The sequence below is a fragment of the Bradyrhizobium sp. AZCC 1578 genome (assembly GCF_036924675.1).
Classification (GTDB): domain Bacteria; phylum Pseudomonadota; class Alphaproteobacteria; order Rhizobiales; family Xanthobacteraceae; genus Bradyrhizobium.
In genome coordinates, this window is the sequence record NZ_JAZHRZ010000001.1 from 3,868,671 (window position 1) to 3,883,663 (window position 14,993).

Here is a 14,993-nt window from a genome sequence, read left to right on the forward strand (position 1 = left end):
CTCTCCTTAAGCCAAGGCACGGCGTGTCGGTCGCTCAACGCAGACGCATCTCGACGCTTATCATGAGCCGCTCGGCGCGGACCGTGATCGCGCGCGCGACCGGCGCCACCGTGGCGGTATCGCGGCTGTGGCCGGGGCGCGCCGACCGGCTGATCATCGCCCCGCACGATCTGCGCACCGCCGACGCCACCCGCGCCGCGGAAATCTATGCCGGCCGCTTCGTGTTCGCCGGCAAAATCGTCACTTGCCATGGCCGCTCGATCTTCGATCTGGAGCCGCCGTCGGAAGATTGGGAAGTCGCGCTGCTCGGCTTCGGCTGGCTGCGGCACCTGCGCGCTGCCGACACCGCGCTGACCCGCGCCAATGCCCGCTCGCTGGTCGACGACTGGATATCGAACCCGGCGCGCAGGCGGCCGCTCGAACGCCGCCCCGACGTGCTGGCGCGCCGCGTGATCTCGCTGTTGTCGCAGGCGCCGCTGGTGCTCGGCGACACCGACGGAAAATTCTATCGCAAATATCTGCGCGGGCTGACCCGCGAAATTCGATATCTTCGCTACACGATGCTCGACATCGCCGACGGCGTGCCGCGGCTGCAGGTCCTGATTGCGCTGTGCTACGCCTCGCTGTGCCTGGCCAATCAGGCGCGGCACATCCGCTCCGCCACGCGACGGCTTTCCGACGAATTGCAGCGCCAGATCCAACCCGACGGCGGGCACATCTCGCGCAACCCCGGCGCGCTGGTCGAACTGCTCAGCGACCTCCTGCCCCTGCGTCAGACCTTTGCGGCTCGCAACATCGCGCCGCCGCCCGCGCTGTTGAATGCGATCGACCGCATGATGCCGATGCTGCGCTTCTTCCGTCATGGCGACGGCAGCTTTGCGCTGTTCAACGGCATGAGCAACGCGCCCTCGGACCTGGTGGCGACGCTGCTGGCCTATGACGACACGCACGGCGTGCCGATGGCGAACATGCCGCATACTGGCTTCCAGCGCCTCGACGCCGGCACGACGACCGTCATCATCGATAGCGGCCCGCCGCCGCCGCCGAATGTCAGCCAGGAAGCGCACGCCGGGTGTCTCTCGTTCGAACTGTCTTCGGGGCCGAGCCGGATCGTGGTCAATTGCGGGATGCCCTCGACCGGCCGGGACAATTGGCGCACCTTTGCCCGCAGCACCGCAGCGCATTCGACCCTGACCTATCACGAGGCGTCCTCGTGCCAGTTCGTCGAATTATCGGCGATGAAGCGCCTCTTGCAGGGCGCGCCGGTCGTCAGCGGTCCGGCCAACGTGGAAAGCTACCGCGAGGCGGTGGCCGACGGCGATCTCCTGACCACCTCGCATGACGGCTATCTCGCACGCTTCGGCGTCGTGCATCGCCGGGTGCTGATGATCTCCCATGACGGCGCAAGGCTCGACGGCGAGGACACCGTGTCGCCGGCGCCGGGGACGCGCATCAAGGGCGCCGAGACCGATTATGCGCTGCGGTTTCATCTTCATCCCGCGGTGAAGGCGAGCCGCCTCAGCGATGCGCGCGGCGTCATGCTGGTATTGCCCAACCGCGAAGTCTGGACCTTCGAGGCGCTCGACGACAAGGTCGATCTCGAGGACAGCGTGTTTCTGGCCGGCAATGACGGCCCGCGCCGCACCGCCCAGATCGTGATCCGCCAGGATTCCCGCCACGCCTCCTCGATCCGCTGGAGCTTTGTCCGCTCGAGCACGTCGGCGGGCGCCGCCAACACCCGGCGCAATGCGCGGCGCGAGCCGGAATTGCCGCTCTGAGGCACCGCGCAGAACGTCCGCGAACGATCGGCTTGACCAACGTAAGCTATTTGCTTACATTGCTCGTGTGATCCGGTCCTTCAAGAGCAAGGCCCTCTCCGAGCTGTGGGCGAAGGGCAGGAGTTCGAAAATAGACGCAAAAATGCACAAGCGCATTTTCGCGAGGCTCGATCGTCTCGACGTCGCGGTCCGGCCGGAGGAAATGAACGTGCCGGGTTTTGACTTTCATTCCTTGCATGGATTCAATCCGAGGCGATATTCCGTCCACGTCAACGGACCTTGGTGCATTACCTTCGAGTTCGATGGTGAAGCGTGTCGTGTCGATTTCGAACAGTACCATTAGAGGAGCAAAACATGGCGTATGCGGCCAAGCGCGGCAAAAGCCGCTGCCCCACTCATCCCGGCGCGTTGCTTCGTGATGAGATTATTCCGGCCACCGGCCGGACCAAGTCGGAAATCGCGGGGCTGCTCGGGATTTCGCGGCAGCATCTTTACGACATCCTGCAGGAGAAAAAGCCGGTGTCCCCGACCGTGGCAGTTCGGCTCGGCAAGCTTTTTGGCGATGGGGCGGGAATTTGGACCAGAATGCAAGCCGCCTACGATACTTGGCAGGCGGAGCGAACTGAGGACGTCAGTCAGATCCCGACCATCAAGGCAAAGGCGGCTTGAGACGCCCTCATGCAGTTTCGAGAGCGCCGGAACAGCAATCCGCCCCCCATTGTGAACCCTGCCAAAAGCTGCTAACCAGCCGGCGCTCGCGCGACTGGCGACTTTGGATGGAGCACCATCGGGAAGCGCGAGAGTAATCGCCGCGCGCCTGGGCATAAGCATCCCCTAACAAAGGACCTTGCCCATGACTGATGCCACCCGCCGCGTAACCCGCGCTCTATTGTCCGTTTCCGACAAGACCGGCCTGATCGAATTCGCCAAGGCGCTCGCCGGCCATGGCGTCGAGCTCGTCTCCACCGGTGGCACCGCGAAGGCCATTGCGGCGGCGGGCCTGGAGGTGAAAGACGTTTCCGAACTCACCGGCTTCCCCGAGATGATGGACGGCCGGGTCAAGACGCTGCATCCGAAGGTGCATGGCGGCCTGCTCGCGATCCGCGACAACAAGGAGCACGCCGACGCCATGAAGGCGCACGGCATCGCGCCGATCGACCTGCTCGTCGTCAACCTCTACCCGTTCGAGGCGACCGTCGACAAAGGCGCTGCTTACGAAGACTGCATCGAGAATATCGATATCGGTGGGCCCGCGATGATCCGGGCGGCCGCCAAGAACCACGACGATGTTGCCGTCGTCGTCGAGGCGCAGGACTATCAGGCCGTGCTCGACGAACTCGCCGCCAACAAGGGCGCAACGACGCTCGCGTTGCGCCGCCGCCTCGCCGCAAAGGCCTATGCGCGCACTGCCGCCTACGATGCCGCGATCTCGAACTGGTTTGCCACAGAGCTCAAGGACAACGCGCCGGATTTCCGCGCCTTCGGCGGCCGGCTGATCCAGTCCTTGCGCTATGGCGAGAACCCGCACCAGACCGCGGCGTTTTATGCGACGCCCGACAAGCGGCCCGGCGTCTCCACCGCGCGGCAGTTGCAGGGCAAGGAGCTTTCCTACAACAACATCAACGATACCGATGCAGCTTACGAATGCGTCGGCGAGTTCGATCCGAAGCGCACGGCCGCCTGCGTCATCGTGAAACATGCAAACCCCTGCGGCGTTGCGGAGGGCCCCGATCTCGTCACCGCCTATCGCCGCGCGCTCGCCTGCGACTCGACGTCGGCCTATGGCGGCATCATCGCAGTCAACCGCACGCTGGATGCGGAGGCCGCGCGCGCCATTATCGGCATTTTCACCGAAGTGATCATCGCCCCCGACGCCACCGAAGAGGCGATCTCGATCATCGGCGGCCGACGCAATTTGCGCCTGTTACTCGCGGGCGGCCTGCCCGACCCGCGCACGGTCGGCCTGACCGCCAAGACGGTTGCCGGCGGCTTGCTGGTGCAGAGCCGCGACAATGCGGTGGTCGAGGACATGGACATCAAGGTTGCGACCAAGCGCGCGCCGACCGACGCCGAACTGCGCGATCTCAAATTCGCCTTCCGCGTCGCCAAGCACGTCAAGTCGAACACCATCATCTATGCCAAGGACCTCGCCACTGTCGGCATCGGCGCCGGCCAAATGAGCCGGGTCGATTCGGCGCGTATTGCCGCCCGCAAAGCACAGGACGCTGCGGCCGAAATGAAGCTTGCCGAACCGCTGACCAAAGGCTCCGTGGTCGCATCCGATGCGTTCTTCCCCTTCGCCGATGGCATGCTGGCCTGCATCGAAGCCGGCGCAACGGCGGTAATCCAGCCCGGCGGTTCGATGCGCGATGAAGAAGTCATCAAGGCCGCCGACGACCACGGCATCGCCATGGTGTTCACCGGCGTCAGGCATTTCAGGCACTGATGCGCGGGCAAAAGAGAATGCAAACCTCGGGCGCGAAGCGCCGCGCGATCGCGAAGCTGTATCCACGTCATTGCGAGCGAAGCAATCCATGCCTCAGCGCGGGGATAGATGGATTGCTTCGCTTCGCTCGCAATGACGCGGATGGACCGCGGCAAAACCGGAAACCCGCCTTCGTGGAGAGCAATGCGCGACCGTCGTCCCCCCTCACTCCCGCACGCGCGTCAGCAGCGCCAGGCCCGCGACGAAGAACACCACCAGCAGCGCCATGCCGGCCTTCTGGCTTGCGGTGATGGCCGTGATCGCGCCGATCAGGAGCGGACCGATGAACGACGTCACCTTGCCGGTCAGCGCGAACAATCCAAAGTATTGCGCGATGCGATCCTTCGGCGCGAGACGGATCAGCAGCGTGCGCGACGCGGCCTGCAGCGGGCCGCCGGCCGCGCCGATCAGGCACCCGAGCACGAGATAAGCGCGCTCGGCGGCGCCGGAGAACAGCACGCCGCCCGGAGCTGGTGGCGCGACCTTCACGAACAGGATCGAATCCTTGTCGACCAGCAAGATCGCAGCGAGCGCAAGCAGCAGGATCGTGAGGCTGCCGGCGATGACGCGCTTGGGTCCGAACCTGTCGTCGAGCTTGCCGCCGAGCCAGGCGCCGAAGGTACCCGCAATCGCCAGTAGAATTCCGAACGTCCCGATCTGGATCGTATGCCAGCCGAAGGTGCCGGCGGCGTAGATGCCGCCGAACGCGAACAGCGACACCAGTCCGTCGGTATAGATCATGTTGGCGAGCAGGAACGTCGCCATCGATTTCTGCTTCAGCAATTCGCCGAGCGTTCGCTTGAGCCCGCTCAATCCTTCGCGCAACGCCTCGCGGATCGGACGCTTGGCCGGATAATCCGGTGTGAGCAGAAACATCGGCGTCACGAAAATGACGAACCAGATGCCGGTCAAGGGCCCGGTGATGCGATCGCCCTGGTGCGTGACCGGATCGAGACCGAACAACGGCGCGAGGCCGAACAATGTCCGCCCGGTCTCGGGACTGGCCGCCAGAAAGCCGAGCACGAGGATGAGGCTGAGGATACCGCCGATATAGCCGGTCGCCCATCCGGTGCCGGACAACCGCCCGATTCTGTCCGGCGGCACCAGCGTCGGCATCATCGCATTGTTGAAGACGGTGGCGAATTCGACACCGATGCTCGCAATAGCATAGGCCAACAGCAGTGGCGGGATGACGCTGGGGTCGCCCGGCTTTCCGAACCACATCAGGCAAGAGCCGATCACCAAAAGCGACCCGAAGCCGGCGATCCACGGCTTGCGGCGCCCGCTGGCGTCGGCGATGGCACCCAGCACCGGCGACAGCAGCGCGATCACGAGACCGGCGGCAGCAGTGGCGAATCCCCACAGCGCCTGTCCCCTCGCCGGATCTGGCGCGACGAAGCCCGCGAAATAGGGCGCGAAGACAAACGTGGTGATCAGCGTGAAATAAGGCTGCGCGGCCCAATCGAAGAAGATCCAGCTCACGACGGCGGCGCGGCGCGGATAGGCCTGCGGAATCTCGGCGCCAACTGCCTCGGAAGCGATCACCGCCATGCCGGATATTTCCTTCAAAAGTCTCGCGAAGCGTTTTGCGTGCCGAAGCCGAACCCATATAGCATGCGTCACCAACGCTGGCGCTGTTGCCCACGCGCCACACAGGCTCAAACTGCGGCGGATTTTCGATGACACTCTTTCAAATCAGCCGGCGCAAGGCGATTGCCGCAATCGCGCTGGTATTCGCCTGCGGCACGACTACCTTCGCGCAAGAACGCCGCTTTTATTCGCCGGACCTCTCCGCCGTTCGTTCCATTCCAGCCGAATACGGCATGGTGGTCGCCCAGGAAAGGATCGCGGCGGAAGTCGGCGCCGACATTCTCCGGCAAGGCGGCAACGCGGTTGATGCCGCGGTCGCCACTGGCTTTGCGCTTGCCGTCACCTATCCACGCGCCGGGAACATCGGCGGCGGCGGCTTCATGGTGATCCATTCGGCCGAGCGCAATGAAGACGTCGCCATCGACTATCGCGAGACCGCACCGGCCGCCACCACGCGCGATATCTTTCTGGGACCGGACGGCAAGCCCGATACCGACAAGTCGCGCAATTCCGCGCTTGGTATCGGCGTGCCCGGCACGGTGGCCGGATTGGCGCTGGCGCTGGAGAAATACGGCTCCGGCCGCTTCACGCTAGCGCAAATCCTTAAGCCCGCCATCGAGCTCGCACGAGATGGTTTCGTGATCGCCGACGACACCGCCGACACGCTGCCGGACCTGTATCGCCGGATGGCGCGCTGGCCGAACTCGGCCAAGACGTTCTCCCGTGACGACGGCACGGCGCTGCGAGAGGGCGACCGTCTGGTTCAGGCCGATCTCGCGGCAACGCTGTCGGCGATTGCCGAGCAGGGACCGCGCGGATTTTACCAGGGGCCGGTCGCCGAATGGCTGGCAAAAGCCGTCCGCGATGCCGGCGGCATCATGACGGCGGACGATCTCAAATCCTATGAGGCAGTGATCCGCAGTCCCGTGCGCGGCAGTTATCGCGGCTACGAGATCGTGTCGATGCCGCTGCCCTCGTCCGGGGGCACGGTGTTGCTGGAGGCGCTGAACATTCTCGAAGGGTTTCCCATGGCGGACATGAAGCAGGGCTCGGCGCCCTCGTTGCATGTCATGATCGAGGCCATGAAGCGCGCGTACGCCGACCGGGCGCGCTATCTCGGCGATCCCGCCTTCGTCAATGCGCCGGCGAACATCCTGATTGCGAAGGATTACGCGGCGAAGCAACGCGCCAGCATCGACCTTGCGCGCGCTACGCCCGCCGAGGCGTTATCCGTGAGCCTGCCGCGCGAGGGCAGCAATACCACGCATTATTCCGTCGTCGACGCCCGCGGCAATGCCGTCAGCAACACCTATACGCTGAATTTTTCCTATGGCGTCGGCCTCGTCGCCGATGGCACCGGCGTGCTGCTCAACAACGAGCTCGACGACTTCACCGCAGCACCCGGCGCGGCGAACGCGTTCGGCCTGGTCGGCTTCGAAGCCAATTTGCCGGGCCCGGGCAAAAGGCCGCTGTCGTCGATGTCGCCCACCATCGTGCTGAAGGACGGCAAGCCGGTGCTGGTGACGGGCTCGCCGGGCGGCAGCCGCATCATTTCAGCCGTGCTGCAGGTCGTGGTCAACGTGCTCGATTACAAGATGGACGTCGCCACCGCCGTGGCCGCACCCCGGCTGCACCATCAATGGATGCCGGACGTGGTACGCGTGGAGCGCGGTTTCCCGCAGGAAACGCTGGATGCGCTAAAGGAGAAGGGCCATCAGGTGGTCGAGCCGCTCGGCCAGACCTCGGGCAATTCGATCGCCGTCACGCCCAGCGGCCTGCTCGGCGCCCCCGATCCGCGGACAAGAGGAGCAGCGGCGGTAGGGCATTAAGCGCAGCGATGGGACAATGAAGCCACGCACTCGTGAGGGACGTACCAGTGGAAGGGTTCCCTCCCCCCTTGCGGGGGAGGGTTAGGGAGAGGGGTGCCACTTGCTCGACTGTTCGACGCATCGCACGGACAAGGCTCTCGGCTTCGCCGATCGCTTCGCGAGGTTCGTTGACCCAGGATCAATTATGTCTGCCGTTAGCGCCCGTGGCTTACCCTCTCCCCAACCCTCCCCCGCAAGGGGGGAGGGAGCCGTTCGTTCGTGCGTCCATAACTGGAGGTTCTCGTCATGACATCCCTCAAAGGCAAGACGTTGTTCATCTCCGGCGCCAGTCGCGGCATTGGGCTGGCGATTGCGCTTCGCGCCGCGCGTGACGGCGCCAATATCGCGATTGCGGCGAAGACCGCCGAGCCGCATCCGAAACTCAAGGGCACCATCTACACCGCGGCGGAAGAAATTCGCGCCGCCGGCGGCAAGGCGTTGCCGGTGCTGTGCGACATCCGCGACGAGGCGCAGGTGATGGCGGCGATCGAGCAGACCGTCGCCGAATTCGGCGGCATCGACATCTGCGTCAACAACGCCAGCGCCATCAGCCTGACCAACTCGCAAGCAACCGACATGAAGCGGTTCGACCTGATGTTGGGCATCAACACCCGCGGCACGTTCATGGTGTCGAAATACTGCATCCCGCATCTGAAGAAGGCGGAAAACCCGCACATACTGATGCTGTCGCCGCCGCTCGACATGAAGACGAAATGGTTCGAGCATTCCACCGCCTATACGATGGCGAAGTTCGGCATGAGCATGTGCGTGCTGGGCTTGTCGGGTGAGTTGAAATCCGCCGGCGTCGCCGTCAACGCGCTATGGCCGCGCACCACCATCGCCACCGCCGCGGTCGGCAACCTGCTCGGCGGCGAGGCGATGATGCGCGCCAGCCGCACGCCCGAGATCATGGGCGACGCCGCGCACGCGATCCTGACCAGGCCGGCTCGGGAATTCACCGGACAGTTCTGCATCGACGACAAGGTGCTGTACGCGTCCGGCGTCAGGGATTTCGAGCACTACCGCGTCGATCGGTCCGTGCCGTTGATGTCGGATTTCTTCGTCCCCGACGACGACGTGCCGCCGCCCGGCGTCACCGTGCAGGCGCTGCCCTCGGTCGGCGCCGCGCAGACGTCGCGCTAGAAGCCCGTGGAGCATGTGAACTTGCGAAAGTGGATCGCCCCGGCTGGTGAGGGAAGTGATCGCGGCGGTGCAGCCATGAGAGACCGTCAGTGCGAGGAGATGTCACCGCCCGACCACATACGGCCCGCCCTTTTCCAGCGCGCGCGCATAGGCCGGCCGACCCTGGATGCGTTCGAGAAACGCCATCGCCTTGGGATGGCCCTGCTCCAGCCCGCCGCGCGCCGCGGCGGCTTCCAGCGGAAAGCTCATCTGGATATCGGCGGCGGTGAATTCATTGCCGGCGAACCATTCGCTCTTGCCGAGTTCGCTCTCCCAGTAATCCATGTGCTGCTTGAGCTGCGGATTGACCAGGGTGGTCAGCGCCGTGTTGGAGACCTTGCGCACCAGCGGCCGCAGCAGCGCGGGCGCGCGCTTCGGCATCAGCGTGAACAGCAGCTTCAAAAGCAGCGGCGACATCGCGGAGCCTTCCGCATAGTGCAGCCAATAAGTGTAGCGCAGCCGCTCCGGCGTGTTCGGCGGCGGGATCAGTCGACCATTGCCATAAGTGCCGACGATGTATTCGCAGATCGCGCCGGACTCGGCGATCGTGTTGCCGTTGTCGGTGATGACGGGCGATTTGCCGAGCGGGTGAATGGCGCGCAGCTCCTTCGGCGCGCGCATGTCCGGCTGGCGCTGATAGCGGACGATCTCGTAAGCGACGCCAAGCTCTTCGAGAAGCCAGAGCACACGCTGGGAGCGTGAGTTGTTGAGATGATGAACCGTCAACGTTTTAGAATTCAAGTTATGCCTGCGCCACAAGGGTTTCTTGGATTTTCCCGCGCTGATCTTTCGAAAATTGTACGGCTTTTGCGCGGACGGTTAATTGTATCTTAACAGGACAGTTTCGGCCATAGCCCCTAGAACGCGCTTTCCGGGCCGCTGATGCGTTGGCCGCTGGCGGGCCACTACGGTCCCGGCGAACCGGGGCCACGCAACGCACGCGGCGGGCGCGCTGACGGCCGGGCATGAAAAAGGCGGCCCGTGCTGGACCGCCTTTCGCCGCCATGGCCGGGGAGTGCGAATCTACCCGGTCAGCGTCGCTTCCCACTCGCCGCGCTTGAAGGTCCCGACTTCGACCAACCCGGCGGCGTTCCAGCGGATCGAAAACACCTTGTTCGAATTCACCGGCCACACGTCCAGAAGATCGGTCAGCGGGGGCGGCGGCGCGATGCCGTTAGCTTCCTGCCACGCGACCATGCGCGGACCGGGCGCAGGAACGTTGGGCGTGTAAAGGATATCCAGCCCGCGCCAGTTGCGAACCCATCGGCCGAGTATCCCGCCCGTGTTTTCGTTCACGCCTTCGGCTTCGACGACGCGCAACGCGGCGGCTCTGATTTCCAGCGCGACGGCGGTCCGTCTCTTCGTCTTGGTTGCCATCATGAGCGTTTCGCCTTTCGCTTCGCTTCCACCGTCGCAGCGGCCTTGCGCAATCGGGCGCGGACCTGTTCCGGGGTCGCGTCGGGGTCTTCATCGTTGATGCGCTTCGCCAGCTTTGCCGCCGCCTCTCGCGCGTCGAACCGGGTCGTGATCTTGGTCGTCATCGCTTCGATTCCTTTTTCGTGCGCGCCATATCGGCAGCGTCTTGCGGGGCCAAACCGATCTATCGATTGATACAGCCGGATTGATCGGAATTGTCAGGTAACGTTGGAAATTTTAATAGCGCGGCCATTGCAAACGCTTAGCTGGTTAATGTGGTTGCCTTTCGCCCAAGGATGCGATTCGTGCGCTGATCTTTCCACACCCGCCGCCGGTCGCGGCGCGATGCTGTCCCGGCCGCAAGGGATAGCGCGATTCGACTCTCACGCTGCAAGGGGCGCAACATCGCGTCATGCCGTGGCGTCGAAAACCGAATCCGCGACTCCGCTATTGGTCTGATGGTACGCCATCCGCCATGAAGGCCGAAGGATTCAAGACCATTCTAGTCTACTGTGTCGGCCCGCCAGATGGCGACACGCGCGAACGCTGTTGGCATTCGTCGGCCGTGAAGTTGGATGACCTGCCGGAATGGCAATGGCCGGACATACTGGCACACCTGAAATGCACGAAGTGCGGCAGCGTCGGTTGGGTTGATCCACGCCCGAACTGGGGCGAGGTCACCGACTACAGCAAGGGCGTCAGCGGTTAGGGGCGACCCCCTTCATCCGAATCGGTCGGGGCCTTTGGTCTCCCGGAACGAAAGGAGTCCAGATTGTCGTTCCGCTATCCCCATTACTAACAGCCTTAATCAAGATTCGGGGGTTGATCGCCGTCCTTGCGCAAGATGTGGTATGGTGGAACCACGAGTCGGGGGTGGGGCGATTCGGCGTGCCTAACAAGCGTTCTGTGAACAAACGGAGTCCGCAATGGCGACCAAGCCGAAACACTTCACCAAACTTACGGACGCGGAGCTTCGTGCTCGGCAGCTAGAAATTGACGACCCTCACGACCAACCGAACCTGACTAACCATATCCCGGAAGGCGTCTCGCCAGTCCGCATTTTGAACGTTTATCGCTTTAGCAAGTGGCCCGCAGAGAAAGCGTATTGCTCCAAGTGTGAGGCGCGCCGCCATCGCGACGGCTTCACCGTTGAACTGGACGACGGCACTTCGGCAATTCTCGGCAGCAAATGCGGTGCCGATCTCTGGGGCGAATCCTGGCACGATGTATCCGCGCAATTCGATCTAGAGCTAGAGCGGGCCGGGACCATCAAGGGCTTTAACCGCATCCTTCCCGAGTTGAAGTCGATCATTGTTGCATTCGAGAAATGGCGGCCGATGGTGCGCGTCGTCGCAAAGAACCAGCGTCAGTTTCAATCGACAATGCCCGAAACCTTCCGTCGTCTTCGCAACACCGCCATTCGGGCCGACCGCACCTTAATTGTCCATCAAAGAGTCAGGGACTTCATCGCAGAAGGCGCATTCGAGCGACGATATGGTAAGCCGCCCGACGACCCAATCTATACGATGTACGAACGAAGTTCGCATCAGTTGAGCGGCGGCGGTTTCTTCGAACATACAAACATCGAAGTTCTCTTCGACCTTGCATTACAGGACTTGGAAGCCGCGGTCGCTGTCGGCATGAACACAGCAATCCACAGCCAGCATAAACTCAAAATGCATAGGGCCAAGCTTCGTGATGCATTGGAGCGCTTCGAACGAGTCGGATCAGCATTGAGGGCGCTGCAACTATTCTATACGTCGGACAACCTAGTTCGTGTGGCGCGATGGGTCGAACTCGATTCACCCGGTGAAAAATACGAAGTGCGCGACAACATGCTTATTGATCTCAGCACGGGTTTGAAGATGAAACCCCCGCCTGACTTCATCATGGTCGATATCGAACCCGTAAAGCGTCTTCGAAAGATCAGCTAAATGATCCGGCCTTTCTGGGACAGTGCGCAAACTTGCGCACCCTCCGGCAATCGCCGCCGAGCCTTTTGCTGCTCCATGCTATACTCGCGCCATGCAGGAATCACTTCGCGTTTTCATTGACGAGTCGGGCGTGCACGACAATTCCCCGGTCGTCACCGTCGCAATGTACGCCGGACAGCCTGTAGACTGGCGCTTGTTCGCGCAGGATTGGAATGCCGCCAAGCACCCCATCAACATCATTCACGCCGTAGACTGCGCAAACCGTACGGGCGAGTTTGATGGTTGGGACAGGGACAAGCGCAACGCCTTCGCCGCGAAGCTGTTGCCGGTGTTGCCGCGTCATAACCTTGTCGGTGTGGCTGTTGGAATCAATCTGGAACATTTTCGCGCCGCCATGGCCGCGCATCCTGAATTGGTTGACATGGTCGGCACGCCATATTCCGCGTGCTTTCAATGGGCCGTGCAAACCTTCCTCAACATGATGGGGCAATATGGTGCCGACCAGCCGGTTCAATTTTTTCACGAGCACAACGACTATGAAGCCGAAGCGCGGGTCGCGTTCAAATTCGTCCAAACGCACAGGCCGACGAAAGAGCCAATAGCACTTTCGTTCATTAGCAAAGCCGACGCCGTCGAACTGCAAGCGGCCGACGTACTCGCGTATGAGGCGAATCACGTTCTTCGGTCGCCGAAGGGCGCGCGCCGCCCATCGTGGGACGCGATAGACCCTGACCGCAATATCATCACATTGAAACACTACGGCGAAGACAATATGCAGATTCTTGTTTCAACGTTGCTTGATTTTCGGCGGCGCGCTCTTGCCGCCGGTTGGGACGGCATCGTTGACCCCAACGGTTAAACGACGTTGGCCTTGAATTCTTGATTGACCAGCGGCGCGCACTTCGCCTCTATCTCGGCGCGGAATTCACGCAGTAGCTTTGTCACGCGTTCGGGCTCTTTCACGCCCGAACTACTGTGGTCCCAAATGTCGGATCGCATTTGCAGTATCAAATCCCATTCATCAGTGCCCGCCCTCGGGTCCGGTATCTCGATTAGCATTTCAAGGGCTATCTGGATCATGTTGCGCGCCCGATGCAGCTTCGCGACTGTCGCTTCCATCTCCGGGCCGAACACAGCCATAAGCTTCGGCTGCACCTTTAAGACGCGGTCGAAGAAATCGTTGTGATGACTGAATCTCTTGATGATCGCATATGTGGATTTGGACTGCTCTATCTGCTCTTTGCTCATGCCCTCTGTCGGCATGTCAGCCCATTCATACGGACGCACTAGCCTTCGCCGGATATCGTCGAACACCATGCTAGACTCATAGGCCAGCGTCAGCGCTTCGAATGCGACTTCCAGTTTTCGTTCATGAACTTTTTCCCGTTGCCACTTGTCGAACGTTCGCAATCCTAAAAACGAAATGACGCCGGACATTATGAGTCCGACGCTCGCCAAAAGCTGAGTCCAGCCAAAGGCCCAAGGGTCTGTCATGCAGTCGTCGCCCCACGAATCGGGCCATTCTCGCCTGAGTTGCCCTTAAACACCAACACCTTTAACGGCTGGCTCGCTTGTCGGCGGGGTTGATCCATGTCGGACCCGTCGCGCCGTGGTCAAAGAATCCGGTGCCATCGTATCTATCAAGCATCTTCGCGAGCGCGAGTCTACGCGGCGCTTCGTCGATACCCACGACAGGAATTTCCGCCCCATCGTCTTCGGCGTGTCGCGCCTTGAATGCCGCAACTCTGCAAGCTGGCTGACAATAGCGCTGGAGACGTCCAGCGGCCTTCCGTTCGAAGGGAGTCCCGCAATGTTGGCACGGCACGGCGTCGGCTGACGTCACCACGGGAGCGGTAAGGACTCCAAGCCTGCATTCCTCCGAACAGAATCGCCGATTTCCAGTGTAGCGGTCGCGCGGCGGCATCAACACGCCGCAGCGCAAGCAAGGTCGCCGGACCGGCTGATGGTTCGCCCGTTCGCGCTCGCGTCTCTGCTTAACCCGGCAGACGTCGCTGCACATGGTTTGCGTTCTCTCGCAACCGGGGCGGGGCGTGAAGTCGCCGCCGCATACAATGCACGCCCTCGCCGTCATCGCGTCGCGCCACCGCTCTTCGACTTCTTACACTGCTTTGGCATGTCCGACTCCATTGTCCATCAAGAGCCATGCGAGGAAACTTCCAACTTGGTATCCGCCGGGGCCGCCGGGCGCGCCGCGCTTTAGCGCATCATCGACGCCGGTTTCCGTGAGTCCCAAGATGGCGATTAGTGCTCGCTTCGAAACACGCGGCTCTTTCATGAGGGGGTTTCCTTCGGTTTGTGTTGCGACGGCGGGACCATAGCTTTTTGCTTCCGCCGATACCAAAGGAACGATTCCGCAAATCGTCGCGCTCGCGATTCCATGTTTGCGCGGCGCGAGCGCGCGCCTGCGCGCTGCTTCAGCACCATCACGTTTCGTAAGAGAAATATTTTTCTTACCCATCCGGTGAGCGCGTGCGCTCCGTTTCTGCCCTCATAGCGTTTTTGGCCGTCTGAGGACCCCGGAAAAAATTCTCTTAGTCCAATCGAAGAAAAAATTCTCTTAGTGCTTCGAGAATCGGAATCACAAATAGCGCTGTAGGGAGTCTATCCCGACTCCGGTCTTGCCTCTATGCCTATGCACTGCATGTGCTGGCATCACTGATAGGGGCGCGCTTCCGTTGTTCGATAGTCGTCGAAGTGTTGTCGTGAGCGAACGCGCGAT

16 protein-coding genes and 1 riboswitch are annotated in these 14,993 nt (G+C 62.2%); of the genes, 10 read left to right on the plus strand and 6 right to left on the minus strand.

Features of this window, described 5'->3' with window-relative positions; all coding sequences use genetic code 11:
- The first annotated feature begins 62 nt into the window (after window positions 1-62).
- The 4 genes from V1290_RS18390 to purH all read left to right on the plus strand — a co-directional run bounded on the left by V1290_RS18390 (window position 63) and on the right by purH (window position 4,224).
- The gene (locus V1290_RS18390) at window positions 63-1,778 is read left to right on the plus strand and encodes a heparinase II/III family protein (RefSeq protein WP_334365714.1); all 1,716 of its coding nucleotides are present in this window, start codon (window positions 63-65) and stop codon (window positions 1,776-1,778) included.
- A 67-nt stretch (window positions 1,779-1,845) separates the two neighbouring features.
- Window positions 1,846-2,121, plus strand: a complete 276-nt coding sequence (locus V1290_RS18395) for a type II toxin-antitoxin system RelE/ParE family toxin (RefSeq protein WP_334369084.1) — start codon at window positions 1,846-1,848, stop codon at window positions 2,119-2,121.
- A gap of 11 nt (window positions 2,122-2,132) precedes the next feature.
- On the plus strand, window positions 2,133-2,447 hold the full coding sequence (locus V1290_RS18400) for a HigA family addiction module antitoxin (RefSeq protein WP_334365715.1): 315 nt from the start codon (window positions 2,133-2,135) through the stop codon (window positions 2,445-2,447).
- Window positions 2,448-2,527: 80 nt separating this feature from the next.
- A riboswitch (ZMP/ZTP riboswitch) is annotated at window positions 2,528-2,608 on the plus strand.
- 23 nt (window positions 2,609-2,631) lie between these two features.
- Window positions 2,632-4,224: a bifunctional phosphoribosylaminoimidazolecarboxamide formyltransferase/IMP cyclohydrolase gene (gene purH / locus V1290_RS18405; RefSeq protein ID WP_334365716.1), complete on the plus strand. Its 1,593-nt coding sequence runs from the start codon at window positions 2,632-2,634 to the stop codon at window positions 4,222-4,224.
- Between the two features lie 204 nt (window positions 4,225-4,428).
- Here purH and V1290_RS18410 read toward each other — a convergent pair whose 3' ends face one another.
- On the minus strand, window positions 4,429-5,814 hold the full coding sequence (locus V1290_RS18410) for an MFS transporter (RefSeq protein ID WP_334365717.1): 1,386 nt from the start codon (window positions 5,812-5,814) through the stop codon (window positions 4,429-4,431).
- Between the two features lie 128 nt (window positions 5,815-5,942).
- Between V1290_RS18410 and ggt the strand changes: the two genes are divergently transcribed.
- Both ggt and V1290_RS18420 read left to right on the plus strand, forming a co-directional pair.
- Complete coding sequence (gene ggt / locus V1290_RS18415; protein WP_334365718.1) at window positions 5,943-7,682, plus strand: gamma-glutamyltransferase; 1,740 nt, start codon at window positions 5,943-5,945, stop codon at window positions 7,680-7,682.
- A gap of 285 nt (window positions 7,683-7,967) precedes the next feature.
- Entirely contained in the window at window positions 7,968-8,864 is an 897-nt protein-coding gene (locus tag V1290_RS18420; RefSeq protein ID WP_334365719.1) for an SDR family oxidoreductase, read from the plus strand.
- A gap of 102 nt (window positions 8,865-8,966) precedes the next feature.
- Here the strand turns inward: V1290_RS18420 and V1290_RS18425 are convergent, their stop codons facing one another.
- The 3 genes from V1290_RS18425 to V1290_RS18435 form a co-directional block, all read right to left on the minus strand.
- Window positions 8,967-9,644 carry a glutathione S-transferase family protein gene (locus V1290_RS18425; protein WP_334365720.1) on the minus strand — a complete coding sequence of 226 codons (678 nt, stop codon included), beginning with the start codon at window positions 9,642-9,644 and terminating at the stop codon, window positions 8,967-8,969.
- Between the two features lie 282 nt (window positions 9,645-9,926).
- Window positions 9,927-10,283 carry a hypothetical protein gene (locus V1290_RS18430; RefSeq protein ID WP_334365721.1) on the minus strand — a complete coding sequence of 119 codons (357 nt, stop codon included), beginning with the start codon at window positions 10,281-10,283 and terminating at the stop codon, window positions 9,927-9,929.
- Window positions 10,280-10,444, minus strand: a complete 165-nt coding sequence (locus tag V1290_RS18435) for a hypothetical protein (protein WP_334365722.1) — start codon at window positions 10,442-10,444, stop codon at window positions 10,280-10,282. The genes V1290_RS18430 and V1290_RS18435 overlap by 4 nt, the downstream gene beginning before the upstream one ends.
- 350 nt (window positions 10,445-10,794) lie before the next feature.
- Here V1290_RS18435 and V1290_RS18440 point away from each other — a divergent pair, with 350 nt between their 5' ends.
- From V1290_RS18440 to V1290_RS18450, 3 genes are all read left to right on the plus strand, one after another.
- Window positions 10,795-11,028, plus strand: coding sequence for a hypothetical protein (locus V1290_RS18440; protein WP_334365723.1), 234 nt, complete (start codon window positions 10,795-10,797; stop codon window positions 11,026-11,028).
- A 217-nt stretch (window positions 11,029-11,245) separates the two neighbouring features.
- On the plus strand, window positions 11,246-12,253 hold the full coding sequence (locus V1290_RS18445; protein ID WP_334365724.1) for a hypothetical protein: 1,008 nt from the start codon (window positions 11,246-11,248) through the stop codon (window positions 12,251-12,253).
- Between the two features lie 91 nt (window positions 12,254-12,344).
- On the plus strand, window positions 12,345-13,112 hold the full coding sequence (locus tag V1290_RS18450; protein ID WP_334369085.1) for a DUF3800 domain-containing protein: 768 nt from the start codon (window positions 12,345-12,347) through the stop codon (window positions 13,110-13,112).
- On the opposite strand, the gene V1290_RS18455 is transcribed toward V1290_RS18450, so the two are convergent.
- A complete protein-coding gene (locus V1290_RS18455; protein ID WP_334365725.1) occupies window positions 13,109-13,690 on the minus strand; it encodes a hypothetical protein in 582 nt (193 codons plus the stop codon). The two genes, V1290_RS18450 and V1290_RS18455, sit on opposite strands and share 4 nt — an antisense overlap.
- Window positions 13,691-13,862: 172 nt before the next feature.
- Here V1290_RS18455 and V1290_RS18460 point away from each other — a divergent pair, with 172 nt between their 5' ends.
- A complete protein-coding gene (locus V1290_RS18460; RefSeq protein ID WP_334365726.1) occupies window positions 13,863-14,090 on the plus strand; it encodes a hypothetical protein in 228 nt (75 codons plus the stop codon).
- Between the two features lie 282 nt (window positions 14,091-14,372).
- Here the strand turns inward: V1290_RS18460 and V1290_RS18465 are convergent, their stop codons facing one another.
- Window positions 14,373-14,732, minus strand: coding sequence for a hypothetical protein (locus V1290_RS18465; RefSeq protein WP_334365727.1), 360 nt, complete (start codon window positions 14,730-14,732; stop codon window positions 14,373-14,375).
- Window positions 14,733-14,993: the final 261 nt, after the last annotated feature.